This is a genomic window from Curtobacterium sp. PhB130 (assembly GCF_003755165.1).
In the GTDB taxonomy this organism is placed as follows: Bacteria; Actinomycetota; Actinomycetes; order Actinomycetales; family Microbacteriaceae; genus Curtobacterium.
In genome coordinates, this window is sequence record NZ_RKII01000011.1 from 42,571 (window position 1) to 56,601 (window position 14,031).

At 70.9% G+C, this 14,031-nt stretch carries 15 protein-coding genes; 7 read left to right on the plus strand and 8 right to left on the minus strand.

Annotated features, from left to right (window positions below):
• Positions 1 to 41: 41 nt before the first annotated feature.
• Positions 42 to 830 (minus strand): SDR family oxidoreductase, encoded by a 789-nt coding sequence (locus EDF24_RS17055; protein WP_123704462.1) that lies wholly within the window; start codon positions 828 to 830, stop codon positions 42 to 44.
• Positions 831 to 870: 40 nt separating this feature from the next.
• Positions 871 to 1,590, minus strand: a complete 720-nt coding sequence (locus EDF24_RS17060; protein ID WP_123704464.1) for an HNH endonuclease family protein — start codon at positions 1,588 to 1,590, stop codon at positions 871 to 873.
• 79 nt (positions 1,591 to 1,669) lie between these two features.
• On the opposite strand from EDF24_RS17060, the gene EDF24_RS17065 reads away from it, so the two are divergent.
• On the plus strand, positions 1,670 to 2,449 hold the full coding sequence (locus tag EDF24_RS17065) for an aldo/keto reductase (RefSeq protein ID WP_221181391.1): 780 nt from the start codon (positions 1,670 to 1,672) through the stop codon (positions 2,447 to 2,449).
• A 45-nt stretch (positions 2,450 to 2,494) separates the two neighbouring features.
• Positions 2,495 to 3,043 carry a cysteine hydrolase family protein gene (locus EDF24_RS17070; protein ID WP_123704466.1) on the plus strand — a complete coding sequence of 183 codons (549 nt, stop codon included), beginning with the start codon at positions 2,495 to 2,497 and terminating at the stop codon, positions 3,041 to 3,043.
• Here EDF24_RS17070 and EDF24_RS17075 read toward each other — a convergent pair.
• Complete coding sequence (locus EDF24_RS17075; protein ID WP_148070920.1) at positions 3,036 to 6,374, minus strand: DEAD/DEAH box helicase; 3,339 nt, start codon at positions 6,372 to 6,374, stop codon at positions 3,036 to 3,038. The two genes, EDF24_RS17070 and EDF24_RS17075, sit on opposite strands and share 8 nt — an antisense overlap.
• Positions 6,375 to 6,472: 98 nt before the next feature.
• Here EDF24_RS17075 and EDF24_RS17080 point away from each other — a divergent pair, with 98 nt between their 5' ends.
• Positions 6,473 to 6,913 carry a BLUF domain-containing protein gene (locus EDF24_RS17080; protein WP_260233487.1) on the plus strand — a complete coding sequence of 147 codons (441 nt, stop codon included), beginning with the start codon at positions 6,473 to 6,475 and terminating at the stop codon, positions 6,911 to 6,913.
• On the opposite strand, the gene EDF24_RS17085 is transcribed toward EDF24_RS17080, so the two are convergent.
• Positions 6,910 to 8,325 (minus strand): amino acid permease, encoded by a 1,416-nt coding sequence (locus EDF24_RS17085; protein ID WP_123704624.1) that lies wholly within the window; start codon positions 8,323 to 8,325, stop codon positions 6,910 to 6,912. The two genes, EDF24_RS17080 and EDF24_RS17085, sit on opposite strands and share 4 nt — an antisense overlap.
• 295 nt (positions 8,326 to 8,620) lie before the next feature.
• On the minus strand, positions 8,621 to 8,953 hold the full coding sequence (locus EDF24_RS17090; protein WP_123704470.1) for a hypothetical protein: 333 nt from the start codon (positions 8,951 to 8,953) through the stop codon (positions 8,621 to 8,623).
• Between the two features lie 94 nt (positions 8,954 to 9,047).
• Here EDF24_RS17090 and EDF24_RS19570 point away from each other — a divergent pair, with 94 nt between their 5' ends.
• From EDF24_RS19570 to EDF24_RS17105, 3 genes are all read left to right on the plus strand, one after another.
• Positions 9,048 to 9,431 (plus strand): hypothetical protein, encoded by a 384-nt coding sequence (locus EDF24_RS19570; RefSeq protein WP_123704472.1) that lies wholly within the window; start codon positions 9,048 to 9,050, stop codon positions 9,429 to 9,431.
• A gap of 11 nt (positions 9,432 to 9,442) precedes the next feature.
• Positions 9,443 to 9,838, plus strand: coding sequence for a hypothetical protein (locus EDF24_RS17100; RefSeq protein ID WP_132049337.1), 396 nt, complete (start codon positions 9,443 to 9,445; stop codon positions 9,836 to 9,838).
• Positions 9,839 to 9,930: 92 nt separating this feature from the next.
• The gene (locus tag EDF24_RS17105) at positions 9,931 to 10,368 is read left to right on the plus strand and encodes a hypothetical protein (RefSeq protein ID WP_148070922.1); all 438 of its coding nucleotides are present in this window, start codon (positions 9,931 to 9,933) and stop codon (positions 10,366 to 10,368) included.
• Positions 10,369 to 10,432: 64 nt separating this feature from the next.
• Here EDF24_RS17105 and EDF24_RS17110 read toward each other — a convergent pair whose 3' ends face one another.
• Positions 10,433 to 11,053 carry a hypothetical protein gene (locus tag EDF24_RS17110; RefSeq protein WP_123704478.1) on the minus strand — a complete coding sequence of 207 codons (621 nt, stop codon included), beginning with the start codon at positions 11,051 to 11,053 and terminating at the stop codon, positions 10,433 to 10,435.
• A 99-nt stretch (positions 11,054 to 11,152) separates the two neighbouring features.
• Complete coding sequence (locus EDF24_RS17115; RefSeq protein ID WP_123704480.1) at positions 11,153 to 12,604, minus strand: APC family permease; 1,452 nt, start codon at positions 12,602 to 12,604, stop codon at positions 11,153 to 11,155.
• A gap of 124 nt (positions 12,605 to 12,728) precedes the next feature.
• Between EDF24_RS17115 and EDF24_RS17120 the strand changes: the two genes are divergently transcribed.
• Entirely contained in the window at positions 12,729 to 13,157 is a 429-nt protein-coding gene (locus EDF24_RS17120; RefSeq protein ID WP_123704482.1) for a DUF6892 domain-containing protein, read from the plus strand.
• Positions 13,158 to 13,329: 172 nt separating this feature from the next.
• On the opposite strand, the gene EDF24_RS17125 is transcribed toward EDF24_RS17120, so the two are convergent.
• Positions 13,330 to 13,920 (minus strand): uracil-DNA glycosylase, encoded by a 591-nt coding sequence (locus EDF24_RS17125; protein ID WP_260233488.1) that lies wholly within the window; start codon positions 13,918 to 13,920, stop codon positions 13,330 to 13,332.
• Positions 13,921 to 14,031 lie beyond the last annotated feature (111 nt).

Genomic DNA, 14,031 nt, shown 5'->3' on the forward strand with positions numbered 1-14,031 from the left:
GAGTCGGGTCGAGCCTCCAGGCCGATGCCCAGCCGACCGTCTCAGTAGGCGGCGGACTGCCCGCCGTCGATCGGGACGACCGTCGCGTTGACGTAGCTGGCGTCGTCGGAGAGCAGGAACGCGACCACCGCGGCGATCTCGGGGGCCTCGCCGTAGCGCTTCGCGGGGTTCACCTGGATGAACTCCTCGGCGGCCTTGCGCGGGTTCTCCGGGTCGAGCTGCTTCATCGAGTTCTCGACCATCGGGGTCCAGATCGCGCCGGGGGCGATGGCGTTGATGCGGATGCCGTGGCGGCCGTACTCGATCGCAGAGTTGCGGGTGAGGCCCACGACGCCGTGCTTGGCGGCCGCGTAGCCCGACTGGTTGCCGATGCCGCGGATGCCGCCGACGCTGGCGGTGTTCACGACCATGCCGGAGCCCTGCTCGCGCATCACCTTGAGGACCTTCTCGAGGCCGAGGAACACGCCACGGAGGTTGATCGACACGACCTTGTCGAACTCGGCGGCGGTGAAGGACTCCGTCGGGTTCTGCTTGCCCTCGATGCCGGCGTTGTTGAAGAAGCCGTCGATGCGGCCGAAGCGCTCCGTGGTCGCGGTGACGTAGGCGTCGACCTGGGCCTCGTCGGAGACGTCGGCGACGGTGGTGAGCACCTCCGCGTCGGGAGCAGCGTCGTGCACGGCGGCGACGGACGCCTCGAGCCCCTGCTCGGAGACGTCGACGAGGGAGAGCTTCGCGCCCTCGGTGGCGAGTCGGACGGCCGTGGCGCGGCCGAGTCCGGAGCCGCCGCCGGTGATGAGGACGACACGGTCGGTGAAACGGGAAGAAGACATGGTTTTTAGGCTACACCTGTCGTTTTGGTGCGTTGCCTGTTCAGCAGGCCGCGAGGATGCGCTCGATGGCGTCGCGCTCCGCGGGCACGACCCACAGGCGGTACTTCGTCTTCACCGCGACCTGGTGCTCGACGTAGGTGCACCGGAAGGGCGTACTCGCGGGGAGCCACGTCGCGGCGTCGCCGGAGCGCTTCTGCGCGTTCGAGTGCTGGTCGACGGCGAAGAGGTTCTCCGGGTCGTTCGCCAGGGCTTCGCGCTCGTCCTGGCTGAGCTGCTGCGCGCCCGTGGTCCACGCGTTCTCGAGCGCGACGACGTGGTCGATCTGCACCAGGGTCGACGTCGTGTTCCCGCGGACGAAGTCGATCGTCTGCGCGGTGTACGGCGAGACGAGCTCACCCGACATCACCCTGCAGGGGCCGCTCCGCACGAGGTCGGTGAGGTCCCGCGCCAGGACGTCGTTCCGGGTGTCGCAGCCGTTCCGGTCGACGTCGAGCCAGGCGCTGCCGAAGTCCCCGGTGCGGTCGTAGCCGGTCGCCGGCGCCTTCCCCTTGACAGGCAGGGCGGCGAGCAGCGCGCGGGCCTGCGCTGCGTCCGTCGTCGCCGTCGCGGAGGCATCCGGGCTGGAGGCTCGGGTCGGCTCCGGCGCGCTGGCATCCGTCGTAGTCGTGGTGCCGTGCAGCGCGTAGCCGGCAACGGCGATCACGACGAGGATCAGGGTGGAGGACAGGGTGATGCGGGTGCGGCGTCGGCGGGACGTCATGCGGGATGGTGCTCCTGGTGCTCGGTGGTCCACCCGATCCTGGCGGACTCCTCCGACATCGCCGCGTAGACACGAGTGCATGACCGACTACGCAGAACCGTCCGTGCCGGTGACCGGGGGAGCGATGCCGCTCCTCGGGTTCGGCACCTGGCAGATCGACGACGCCGACGCTCCCGCAGCCGTGGGCGCCGCACTCGAGGCGGGCTACCGCCACATCGACACCGCCACGGGGTACTCGAACCAGCGCGGCGTGGGGAAGGCGATCGCGTCCTCCGGGCTCGACCGCGACGACGTCTTCGTGACGACGAAGCTCCCGCCGGACAACGCCGACCGTGTCCGGGAGACCATCGAGGAGAGCCTGGAGCAGCTCGGGCTCGACCACCTCGACCTGTGGCTCGTGCACTGGCCGCCGAACGGGGAGGCCCGACCGGACGTCTGGCAGCAGCTCGTGCAGGCGCAGCAGGACGGCCTGACGAAGGCGATCGGCGTGAGCAACTACTCGCTCGCGCAGATCGACGAGCTCATCGAGGCGACCGGGGTCACGCCCGCCGTGAACCAGGTCAAGTGGAGCCCGGTCGAGTTCGACGCGGCGTTCGCCGACGGACTCCGCGAGCGTGGTGTCGTCCTCGAGGGCTACAGCCCCTTCAAGGCGAGCAACCTCGACGAACCGACGCTGGTGTCCATCGCCGAGGCGCACGACGTCGACGCCGCCCAGGTCATCGTCGCGTGGCACGTGGCGCACGGCTTCGTGGTGATCCCGAAGTCCTCGAACCCGGAGCGCATCCGGTCGAACGCCGCCGGCGCGACCGTGACGTTGTCCGACGACGAGGTCACGCGGATCGACGCCCTCGGGCACTGACCCGCGCACAGGCCGAGGCGGTACCGGAGCGGTACTGTCCGTGGGGTGAGCACTGCACTCCTCGTCATGGACTACCAGAACAGCATCGTCGACCGGCTCGGGACCGAGGAGGTCCTCGCGGCGGCGACCGCTGCCGTCTCGGCCGCTCGGGAGCGGGGCATCCCGGTCGTGTTCGTCCGCGTGGCGTTCCGGCCGGGTGCTCCTGAGGCCGCGCCGACGAACAAGATGTTCGGCAGGATGCGGGAGCGCATCGCCCACCAGACGCCGGGGTCCACGCAGATCCACTCCGCGTTCGGGGTCGGCGACGACGACATCGTCGTGACGAAGCTCCGCGTCAGCGCCTTCGCCGGGTCGGACCTCGAGGTGCTGCTCCGCGGGCTGGAGGTCCGGGACCTCGTGCTCGCCGGCATCGCCACGAGCGGTGTCGTGCTCTCGACGCTGCGGCAGGCGGCGGACCTGGACTTCGGGCTGACCGTGCTCGCCGACGCGTGCTCGGACGGCGACCCCGAGGTGCACCGGGTGCTGCTCGAGAAGGTGTTCCCGCGCCAGGCGGAGGTCACCACGACCGCCGAGTGGACCGCGTCCCTCAGCTGAGGAGCGAGCGGATGTCCTCGGGGGAGAGGTCGTCGGCGAACAGTGCGTCGTCGTCGATCATCGCCTGGAACAGCTGCGCCTTCCGCGCCGCAAGCGCCAGCACCTTCTCCTCGATGGTGTCCTCCGCGATGAGCCGGTTCACGTTCACCGACCGGGTCTGACCGATGCGGTGCGTCCGGTCGACCGCCTGGGACTCGGCCGCCGGGTTCCACCAGGGGTCGAGCACGAACACGGTGTCCGCCTCGGTCAGGGTGAGCCCGAACCCGCCGGCCTTGAGCGAGATGAGGAACGCGGGCGTCGAGCCGCTGCGGAAGCGCTCGATGACCTTCGTGCGCCCCCGGGTCGACCCGTCGAGGTAGTCGTACCCGATCCCGCGCGCGTCGAGGGCGTCGGCGACCATCTTGAGGAACGACGTGAACTGGCTGAACACGAGCGCGCGGCGCCCCTCGGCGGCGAGCTGTTCGAGCTCGTCGAGCAGCAGCTCCAGCTTCGCCGAGGGGATCTCCGACGCACCCTCGGCCGGGTCCGCGACGAGCGCCGGCGAGAGCGCCAGCATCCGGAGCAGCGTGAGCGACCGGAACACGATCATCCGGTTGCGGTCGAGGTCGTCGATGAGGTCGAGGACCTTGAGGCGCTCCCGGTTCAGGGTGCGCTCGTAGACCTCGCGGTGGGCGGGGTCGAGCGTCACCCGCACGACCTGCTCCTGCTTCGGGGGCAGGTCCGCGGCGACGCTCTCCTTCGTCCGCCGGAGCATCAGCGGGCGGATCCGCCGACGGAGCCGCGCGGTGAGTTCCCGGCGGGCTTCGCCGCGGAGGTCCGGCGACGCGAGCGGCTTCACGTAGTCGTCGCCGAACCGTGTCCACGACGACAGCAGCCCGGGCGCGACGATCGAGAACAGCGCCCAGAGGTCGGTCAGCCCGTTCTCGAGCGGCGTGCCGGTGATCGCGATCTTCACGGGTGCCCGGAGCTCCGCGGCCACCCGGTGCGTCTGCGACTGCGGGTTCTTCACGAACTGCGCCTCGTCGAGCAGCACCGCCGACCACGACAGGTCGGTGTACGCCTGCTCGTCGAGCCGGAGCAGCGCGTAGGACGTCACGACGATGTCCGCCGCCGCGGCCTGGCGGGCGACGAGCGCCGGGTCCTTCAACGAGGTCGTCGTCACGGTGGCCACCCGGAGCGAGGGCACGAAACGGGCCGCTTCGAGCGCCCAGTTCCCGACGACGGAGGTCGGCGCGACGACGAGGAACGGCGGCGCGTCCGGTGCGGCCTGACGCTGCTCGGCGATCATCGTGAGCGCCTGCAGGGTCTTCCCGAGCCCCATGTCGTCGGCGAGCACCCCGCCCACCCCGTGCGTCACGAGGAACGACAGCCACGCGTACCCGGACAGCTGGTACGGCCGTAGGTCAGCGTTCACGGTCGAGGGCACCACGACGTCCGTCGGCGGTGCCGCGTCGAGCAGCCGCGCCGCCATCGCCTGCCACCGCTCGTCGTGGTCGGTCTCGTCGGCGAGCTGGTCGAACTCGGACCACAGCCCGGCCTGCAGCGGCGTGACCGTCATCGGCTGCGACGGTTCCCACTCGTTCTGCTCGCGGGCTTCCTCGATGAGCTCCTTGAGCCGGTCGAACGCGGGGTCCCCGAGCGACAGGTAGGAGTTGTCGACGAGCTTCAGCCGCCGCTGCCGGCTCGCGAGCGCGGTGAGCAGCGGCGTGAACGGGATCTCCTTGCCGTTGACGCTGACGATGATCCCGAGGTCGAACCAGTCGTGCTTGTCCGACGGCATCGTGGTGACGCGGATGTGCGGCCGGCCGCTCAGCCGCTCGTAGTCCAGCCGCTCGCCCTGCACCACGACGCGGACACCGTGCTCGGACAGTGCCGGCAGCAGCTCGTTCGCCAGGACGGCGACGTCGGCGCCGTCGACGGTGCCGTCCACGAACCAGTCCAGCCCACCCCCGGGACCGACGGGAGGCTCGGCTCGGCCCGCGTCGTCGGCCGTCGGCTCCGACGGGGTCGCGTCGTCCGCCGCGCGCACGCCCGTCAGGTCGGGGAGCGGCCCGTGCACGGCAACGGGGTCCTTCCGCCCGTCGACGTGCCACCGCCACTGCAGGTGTGCGACGTCGTCGGTGCGGGGCGCCCGCGCCGGCTCGAACGTCACCGTGAGCACGAGTTCGGGCGGCGTCCGCTCCGGCAGCTCGATCGAGCCGTCGGAGCTCACGAGCCCGAGCGCTCCGCGGAGCCGCGGCGACCAGTCCGCCAGGAACTCGTCGACCTCGTTGCCCGGGACCTGGATGCGGGTGCCCTCGACGAGCATGCGGCGCTGGTCGTCCGGCACGGGCTCGGGAGTCGGGGCGAGCTCGACCCGGAACTCGGGGGACTCCCGCGGGACGTAGAGGCCGTGGTCGCCGATGAGTCGAGCGGCCCCGTCCACGACCGGGCGTCCGTCGAGCACGGCGCTGGTGCCGATCACGAGACCACGCTCGGAGCGGGCGACGTCGAGCAGCACGCGGGCTTCGTCGCCGAGCACGACACCGGCCTCGCGCTTCCCGGTGACGAACGCGATCCCGAGCGCCGGGGCCTGGCGCAGCAGCGGCCAGAGCAGCGGGCTCTGGAAGTCGTCGAGGTGGATCCAGTCGCTCTCCCCGGGCAGCCCCGCGAGCGCACCCGCACGGTGCAGCGCGGCGAACTGCAGGAACCAGGCGTGCTGCTCCGCGCCGAGGCCGAGTCGGTTCATCGAGTAGGGGAGCGTGCCCCACGTCAGCTGCCCGCGCACCCAGTTGCCCGCGCCGCTCCGGGTCACCGGGCGGACCCCGAGCCGCACCGACCGCGATGCCGTGGGCAGCGCTCGCCCGGCGGCCCGCGCCCGCGCGGCCATCCGGGCCGGGACCGCGTCGCGGAGCTCGAACTGCAGACCGAGGGGCGTGACGCCCGAGGACGCGACCGGTGGCGGGGTGTCGCCGGCGAGGCGGGCGACCTCGTGCCTCCAGTCCGGTGCCGGCGGAGCCGGTTCTGCCGACCGCGGGCCGGCCTGCGCGGCGAGGGCACGCGCGTTGATGGTGAGGAGCGCCGCGGCGACGTGCTTGCACTCGCCGCCGATGGGGCAGGAGCAGCGGGACCGGACCGGGCGGACGAACTCGCCGCGGGCGACGGTGGTGTCGACCGAGACGACGTAGGGGTCGTCCTCGGAGCCGGCGACGCTGGCGGTGATGGTGCCGTCGTCGTGGAAGGTGGCTTCCTCGACCAGGCCGCGGCGGACGATGTCCCGTGCGCGGCCGAAGGTCTGCGGCCCGACGAAGCGGATGACGTCGACGGCGTCGATCATCGGGGCGGCAGGCACACGCCCATCGTGCCAGCACCCACCGACCTCCGCGGACCTGCCCCACCCGGACAGGGGGCTGTCGCGCGCGGACCCGAGCCGTCAGGCTCGAGAGCACCATGCTGCAGTCACTGGTCTACATGAGCTCCGCCACCGAGCCGTTCGACGACGACGCCCTCGAGCGCCTGCTCGACCACGCCCGGACGCGGAACACCGAGGACGGCCTGACCGGGATGCTCGTGCACCGTTCCGGGCGGTTCATGCAGCTGCTCGAGGGACCGTACGACCGGGTGATGGCGACGTACTCGCGGATCCTCGAGGACGACCGGCACGGGGACGTCGCCCTGCTCGTCGAGGAGTCGCTGCACACGCGGCGCTTCCCGGACTGGACCATGGCGTACGACCGGTCGGACGACGCCGACGTGCCCGAGGGCTTCAGCGCGTTCCTCGGCTCTGGCGACCAGAGCGCCGACCGGAGCCGCTCCCGCGAGCTGCTCCGCTGGTTCCGGAACCACCCGCTGGCGGACCCGACGGCGTCGGGCGGCAAGCACCGGCGCTAGCGCTGCTGCTCGGCGGCCAGCTTGCTGTGCCGTCGTGAGTACCCGAAGTACACGCCGAGCCCGATCGCGAACCACACCGCGAACCGCACCCACGTCTCCCACTGCAGGAACGTGACGAGCCAGAGCGACGCGATCACGCCGATGATCGGGATGATCGGCATGAACGGGAGCTTGAACTGCCGCGGCAGGTCCGGCTGCGTGTAGCGGAGCACGATCACCGCGGTGCAGACGACCACGAACGCGAGCAGGATGCCGATGTTCGTCAGCTCCGCGACGACGCCGATCGGCAGCACCCCCGCCAGGACCGCCGACGCGATGCCGAGGATCCACGTCACCCGGGTCGGCACGTGCCGCTTCGGGTCCGTCTTCGAGAACCACTTCGGCATCAGGCCGTCACGGCTCATCGAGAACCAGACGCGCGAGGCGCCGAGCATGAACGTGACGAGCACCGTCACGATGCCGACGATCGCCCCGATCGCGATGATGTTCGCGACGCCGCCGAGCCCGACCGACGCGAACGCGGACGAGAAGCCCGACGCCGGGTCGATGTCGGTGTACTTCTGCATGCCCGTCAGGACGATCGTCGCGAGGACGTAGAGCACCATCGAGATCGCCAGGGACAGCAGGATCGCCTTCGGCATGTGCTTCCGGGCGTCGATCGACTCCTCGGCCGCCGTGGACATCGCGTCGTAGCCGAACACCGCGAAGAACACCGTCGCGGCACCCGTCATCACGCCGCCGAAGCCGAACGGGAAGTACGGGTCGTAGTTGGCGCTGTTGATGTGGAACACGCCGAGCACCACGATGAGCACCACGAGGGTGACCTTGATGCCGACGGCGACGAACTCGAAGCGGGCGGCGCTCCGGATCCCGCGGGTGAGGACGAACGCGGTCAGCAGGCACAGGATGATCGCGAAGACGTCGAGCACGTGGCCGTCCCCGGTGCCCGGCGCACCGAGCATCCAGGCGGGCAGGTCGATGCCGAACTGGCCCACCAGGAACCCGACGTAGCCGGAGATGCCGATCGCGACCACCGCCACGATCGCGGTGTACTCGAGCAGCAGGTCCCAGCCGATGAACCACCCGACGATCTCGCCCAGCACCGCGTAGCCGTACGTGTACGCGCTGCCGGCCTTGGGGATGAGCCCGGCGAACTCGGCGTACGACAGGGCCGCGGCGGCGCTGGCGACCCCGGCGACGAGGAACGAGATGAGGACGGCGGGACCGGCGACGCCGTGGGCGACCGTGCCGGCGAGGGTGAAGATGCCGGCGCCGATGATGCCGCCGATGCCGATCGCGGTGAGCTGCCAGAGGCCGAGGTGGCGTTTGAGGCCGTCCTCACCGCCGGTGTCGTCGTCGATCTCCTCGATCGGCTTGCGGCGGAACAGGGTGGCTCGGGGCGTCGTTGCCATGCGGACCACTCTGCACCTCGGGGGGCTCGCGCGCGCGGGGCGCCGCGTGCTGCTTGCGCGGCGGCGGGCGCTGCGTGCGCGGCGGCGCCCGCTGCGTGCGCACGGCAGCACTTCTTCGACACCGCACGAGTCGATCGACGCGTGCCGTGTCGAAGCATGCAGACGCACACGATGCGTGTGCAACTTCCGACACCGCACGAGTCGATCGACGCCCGCGGTGTCGAACGATGCAGACGCACCCGAACCCGAACCCGCCGCCGGAACGCCGTCCGGGCGTCGTCAGTGCGTCAGTGCGTCAGTGCGTCGCGTACGGCGACCAGAACGGCGCCGGCAGCGCGCCCCCGGTCGCCATGAACAGCGCCTGGTAGAGCAGCGCCACGAGGCCGATCCCGCCGAGCACGATGCCGACCCACGCCCACGCACGCGGAGCCCGTCGTCGGCCGGAGATCGCGATCGCGCGCCACCCGCTGAGCAGCCCGACCACGCCGAACACGACGGCGAGGACCACGTGCCGGACCATCGACTCCGACGGGATCACGAGCCCGAGGTACAGCGCGATGCAGCCGAGGAGGACCGCCACGAACGCCGGAGCGGCCGGCGGCTCCTGGTCACGCGTCCGGACTGCCATGATCCGAACCTACCGAGGCGCAGCGATGTCCGGGAGACGCCGGTTCGAGGGGCACCGCGGAACCGAGGTCGACGTGTCCGGGCATGCTGGTGGCATGCGTTCGTTCGTCCGTGTCCTGCTCGGGCTCGCGCTGGTCTTCGCCGGCACGAGCCACCTCTCCTTCGCGCGGCAGGACTTCCGCGCCCAGGTCCCGGAGTTCGTCCCGCTCGACACCGACACCACGGTGCTGGCTTCGGGCGTCGCGGAGATCGGCCTCGGGTCGGCGCTGGTGTTCGCGACGCGGCGTCGGCGGTTCGTCGGCACGGTCGCCGCACTCTTCTTCGTCGCGGTCTTCCCCGGCAACGTGTCGCAGTGGCTGAACCGCCGGAGCGCCTTCGGGCTCGACTCCGACGAGAAGCGCATCGCCCGGCTGTTCGGGCAGCCCCTCCTCATCGCCGCCGCACTGTGGTCGACGCGCGGCGGCGCTCGGCGTCCCTGATGGACGCGCGGGTGGCGGACCCTGCATCCTCCGTCCCCGGACGGGAGGCTCGGCACCCGCTGGTCGGCGGCCGTCGCGTCGCGGACATGGTCGCCACCATCGCCCTGCTCACGACGGCGACGGCGGCTGCGGTCCTCGCGGGGTGGGGGATCGTGTTCCTCTCGCTCGGGTTCCACTCGTGCATCGCTCCCGGGAACCGGTGCGACGAGACGCTCGGCGGCACGGTGGTCTACGCGGGGCCGATCGTCGTCGCGCTGGTCCTGGTGCTGACGATCGTGTTCTCGGTACTCCGGCTCGTGCGGCGGCACGTCGCGTGGCCGATCGCGGCGGTGGGGCTCGTCGCCGTGGTTGCGGCCTTCTTCGCAGCCCTGCTGCTCGTGGACAGCGCGATCACGCACGGGATCTAGGCCGTTCCTCCACAGGGCGGTCCCGGCGCTGCGTTGTGCACGGATCGTGATGGTCGCCGGTGTCGGGGGAGCTGTTCCGCGAGCGTTGGGGCATGCCAGACACCGACGTGCTCGACCGACTCGAGCAGACCGCAGTCCGTACCGATGACGACGTCGTCGACCTCGTCGTCGCACTCATCGAACGTCCGTTCCGACGACAGTGCTGGGTGCTGTTCATCGGCGCCGACGCCATCCCGATCCGCCTCGTGATCCCCATCGCGGACCTGCCCTACCAACCCGACGACCACGTCGAGGACTTCGGCGCGCTCGTCGCCGACGTCGTCGAACAGGTCGACGCGGCCGACGTGGTGCTCGCCTGGGAACGACCGGGCGCCACGGCGTTGTACCCGGTCGACTGGGAGTGGGTCGACGCGATGGCGTGCGTCCTCGACGAGCACCACGTGCGGCTCCGCGGTCAGGTGGTGGTGCACGACGCGGGTGCCGCGATGATCGAGTTCGACGAGGACGATGTCACCGAGGCGGTGGCGTGAGGTGCTGTCCCCGTACCGGCTGTCCCTGTACCGACGAGCCCCGTACCGACTACCCCCGTACGGACTAGCCCTGTGGCGCCGTGTCGGGGACCGTCTCCCCGGTCAGGCCCTCGACGACCTGCTTCGCCGTGGGCCAGAACTTCGCGTAGTGGTCGGGGTCGGCGTTCACCTGGACGGCGTGGGCCATCTGCGTCGGGGTCATCGTCTTCCACCCCGGGGTCTTCACGAGCTTCGCGTAGAACATCGACGCCGCGGTGTACGGGTCCATCCGCTGCGCGTACGTGCCCCACGCGCCGTTGTCACGCTGCTGGAAGAGCCCGCGGCTGTCCGGGCCGGCGGCGTCCCCGTGGTCGAGGTTCACCAGACCGGACTCACCGATCGCCGTCATCACGCCGACGGCCTGGGTGTGGGGGCCGATGCCGAGCGCCTCGGCGGCCTCGATCACGGACGCGGCGTTCACCAGGCGGTCCTGGCAGTAGCCGGCGACCGGGCCCTCGGGGACGACGATCCCGCCGACGGTCTTCGATGCAGCCGATGGACACGTCACGGCCCTCGGCGTGGACGACGAGCCGGTGATCCCGGAGAGCGAGTTCACCGCGATGACGACCAGGACCACGACGCCGATCCCGACGGCCACGATGCCGGCGCCGAACACGGACGCCAGGGTGATGCCGACGCGGTGCATGCACGGGTCCTCTCGTCCGGGGTGCCAGAACGAGGGTACGAGGAGTCGCTGGGAAGCGCAGCACCCGCCATGCCCCAGTCCGGGGCATGGCGGGCAGGATCAGCGCTTGTGCTCCTCGTCGTGCACCACCTTCGTCGGTTCCGTGACCAGGCCGGTCGGCGCCTTCTCGGCGGTCTGCTTCCGGCCGTGGGTGAACCACGTGACGATCCACAGCAGGATCCCGAGCGCCAGCAGCGCGCCGGCGATCTGGTACTGCTCGATGTCCCGCCCGGACGAGAACGGCAGCACCAGCCACAGGCAGGTGACGACGCCGATGACCGGGATCACCACGCCGGCCTTGAAGTGCCGGTGGTCGACCTTGTCCCGGCGGAGCACCAGCACGGCCAGGTTCACGACCGCGAACACCGACAGCAGCAGCAGCGACGTCGTGCCGCCGAGGACGACCACGATGGGGGAGTCCGGGCTGAGCGACACCCAGCCGATCAGCGCGAGCGAGATGAGCGTGGTGAAGACGATGGCGGTGGACGGGGTGCGGCGGGTGCGGGACACCTTGCCGAGGAACCCGGGCAGGACGCCCTGCTTGCTCATGCCGTACAGCAACCGGGACGCCATCATCATGTTGATCAGGGCGGTGTTGGCGACGGCGAACATCGAGATGAAGGGCAGCAGGTCGGCGATCGGGAAGTCCGGCGCCGCGGTCTGCACCACGGTGACCAGCGGCGTCTCGTTGCCGGCGAGCTCACCGATCGGCACGACAGCGACGGCGCAGATGGACACCAGCACGTAGATCACGGCCGTGATGCCGAGGCCCGTCAGCATCACCTTCGGGAAGATCCGGGACGGGTCCTTCGTCTCCTCGGCCATGTTCACCGAGTCCTCGAAGCCGACCATCGCGAAGAACGCCAGCGACGTCGCGGTGGACACCGAGAGCAGCAGGCTCTTCTCCTCCGGGGTCTCGAACATCACCACACGAGAGAAGTCCGCGTTGCCGCCGGCCATCGCCCAGAAGCCGATGAGGATCACCATCACCAGGCCGCTCAGCTCGACGAGGGTCAGCACGACGTTCGTCTTCACGCTCTCGCTGACACCACGGAAGTTGATCGCCATCACCGCGAGCATGAAGCCCATCGCGATGAGCATCACGACGGCGTTCGGCAGTTCGAGGCCGAAGCCGGCGCCGAGGTTCGCGGCGAAGGCCCTGGACGCCGTCGACGCCGACGTGATCCCGGAGCACATCACGATGAAGGTGACGATGAACGTGACGAAGTGGATCCCGAACGCCTTGTGCACGTAGAGCGCAGCACCGGCGGTCTGCGGGTACTTCGTGACGAGCTCCAGGTAGGAGAACGCCGTGAGCAGGGCGACCGCGAAGGCGATGAGGAAGGGGAGCCACGCTGCTCCGCCGACCTCGGCCGCGACCTGACCCGTGAGGGCGTAGACGCCCGTGCCGAGGATGTCCCCGACGATGAAGAGCAACAGGAGCTTGGGTCCGATGACCCGGCGGAGCTCGGGCTGCTCCGTGTCCGGCCGATCGGTCTTGGTGGTGGTCATGCACCACCCTCCACCAAGCACGCTTCCCTGTCCGGCTTCTCAGGGTTCTCCCCGTCGATCGCAACCTGTCCGTGTCCTGCCGGAAACCGGTCGCGCCGCGATCAGCACGGATAGCATCCGCTGCATGTACGACGAGTCGAACACCACCGAAGAACCAGTCGAGTTCGCGGACTTCAACGCGAAGCTGCTCGTCCTCGACGTGCTCTGCTACGACCTCGACGTGATCGAGCCGTACGACGGGGACTCCGCCGACGAGACCGACGAGGACCTCGACGTCGAAGGGCAGGACGACCGGGCCCGCGAGTACTACGACGACCTCGACCTCCTGCCGTCGCATCTGTCGCTCGTCACCGAGGTCACGGTCGACTCCACGCTCGAGATCCTGCAGGACGTGCACCCCGGCTGGGAGGGCTCGGACGACCGCTACGACCCGCAGAACTGGGACGACGTGATCGACCTGCCGGCGCTCCACACCGTGTACGTCGCCACACGCCTGCCCGCGCACGTGGCCGAGGCGCTCGCCGCGAAGGGCGTCGACATCCAGTCCGCCTGACGCCCGCCGCCCGTCCGCGCGGAATGGTCGGCGAAAGCGACAGATCTCGCGGGGGAGGCGCCCGATCACTGTCGCTTTGCGGGACCTCTCTCGGACACCGCGGCCCGCGGCGCGGCGCGGCCCGACCCGGCCTGGCCCCAGTCCGCCTGACGCCCGCCGCCCGTGCGCGCCGTCAGCGCGACAGCGCCGCCAGCTGCTCCGTGAACTGCCGCGCCCCGCCCTGCGCCGGGTGCCGCACCGCGATCGCGTCGATGCCCGCGGACGCCAACGCACCCTGCGCCTTCCGCCCGACCGCGACCACCTGGGACACCCCGAGCGCAGCCACGAGCGCCAGCGCGACCGGCGCCCCGTCGCGGACCTCCGACGGCCGCGGCGTCCGGTTCGTCAGCCGGTCACCGGCGACGAACGGGTGATGCGGGAAGATCGCCCACGCCACGGGGAGCGGCCCCGACCAGGTCGCGAGCGCAGCGTGCACGATGCGCGACGAGGCCTCCCACGGGGCGGTCGGTGACGGAGGCACGAGGTACTTCGGCCCGAGCTCGCGGACGCTGGTGAACGGCACTCCGGTGTTCGTCATGCCGCGCCACCCGGGAGCCTCGGCGACGAGCAGCGTGTCCGCGCCCGGCCCGACGGCGTCGAGGTACCGCGACAGGTTCGTCCGCCGCAGTGACCCCTCCGCCGTGCTCGGGTCGTACAGGGCCTCCGCATCGTCAGCGACCGGGACAGCATCGAGCGCCGCCCAGAACGCGTCGAGCGGTGTCACGCCACACCTCCGCATCCGCGTCCGCCTCCGCCTCCGCGAAACGCCCTCGTGCCCGCGAGACGCCGCGGAAGGGGGCGGCGTCTCGAGCGGACGGCGGTGTCTCGCGGCAGG

What these genes read in the sequence shown, in the direction of transcription:
- EDF24_RS17055 (WP_123704462.1), bottom strand. Translation starts at nt 830, where the DNA reads ATGTCTTCTTCCCGTTTCACCGACCGTGTCGTCCTCATCACCGGCGGC.
- EDF24_RS17060 (WP_123704464.1), bottom strand. Translation starts at nt 1,590, where the DNA reads ATGACGTCCCGCCGACGCCGCACCCGCATCACCCTGTCCTCCACCCTG.
- EDF24_RS17065 (WP_221181391.1), top strand. Translation starts at nt 1,670, where the DNA reads ATGACCGACTACGCAGAACCGTCCGTGCCGGTGACCGGGGGAGCGATG.
- EDF24_RS17080 (WP_260233487.1), top strand. Translation starts at nt 6,473, where the DNA reads ATGCTGCAGTCACTGGTCTACATGAGCTCCGCCACCGAGCCGTTCGAC.
- EDF24_RS17085 (WP_123704624.1), bottom strand. Translation starts at nt 8,325, where the DNA reads ATGGCAACGACGCCCCGAGCCACCCTGTTCCGCCGCAAGCCGATCGAG.
- EDF24_RS17090 (WP_123704470.1), bottom strand. Translation starts at nt 8,953, where the DNA reads ATGGCAGTCCGGACGCGTGACCAGGAGCCGCCGGCCGCTCCGGCGTTC.
- EDF24_RS19570 (WP_123704472.1), top strand. Translation starts at nt 9,048, where the DNA reads ATGCGTTCGTTCGTCCGTGTCCTGCTCGGGCTCGCGCTGGTCTTCGCC.
- EDF24_RS17105 (WP_148070922.1), top strand. Translation starts at nt 9,931, where the DNA reads ATGCCAGACACCGACGTGCTCGACCGACTCGAGCAGACCGCAGTCCGT.
- EDF24_RS17110 (WP_123704478.1), bottom strand. Translation starts at nt 11,053, where the DNA reads ATGCACCGCGTCGGCATCACCCTGGCGTCCGTGTTCGGCGCCGGCATC.
- EDF24_RS17115 (WP_123704480.1), bottom strand. Translation starts at nt 12,604, where the DNA reads ATGACCACCACCAAGACCGATCGGCCGGACACGGAGCAGCCCGAGCTC.
- EDF24_RS17120 (WP_123704482.1), top strand. Translation starts at nt 12,729, where the DNA reads ATGTACGACGAGTCGAACACCACCGAAGAACCAGTCGAGTTCGCGGAC.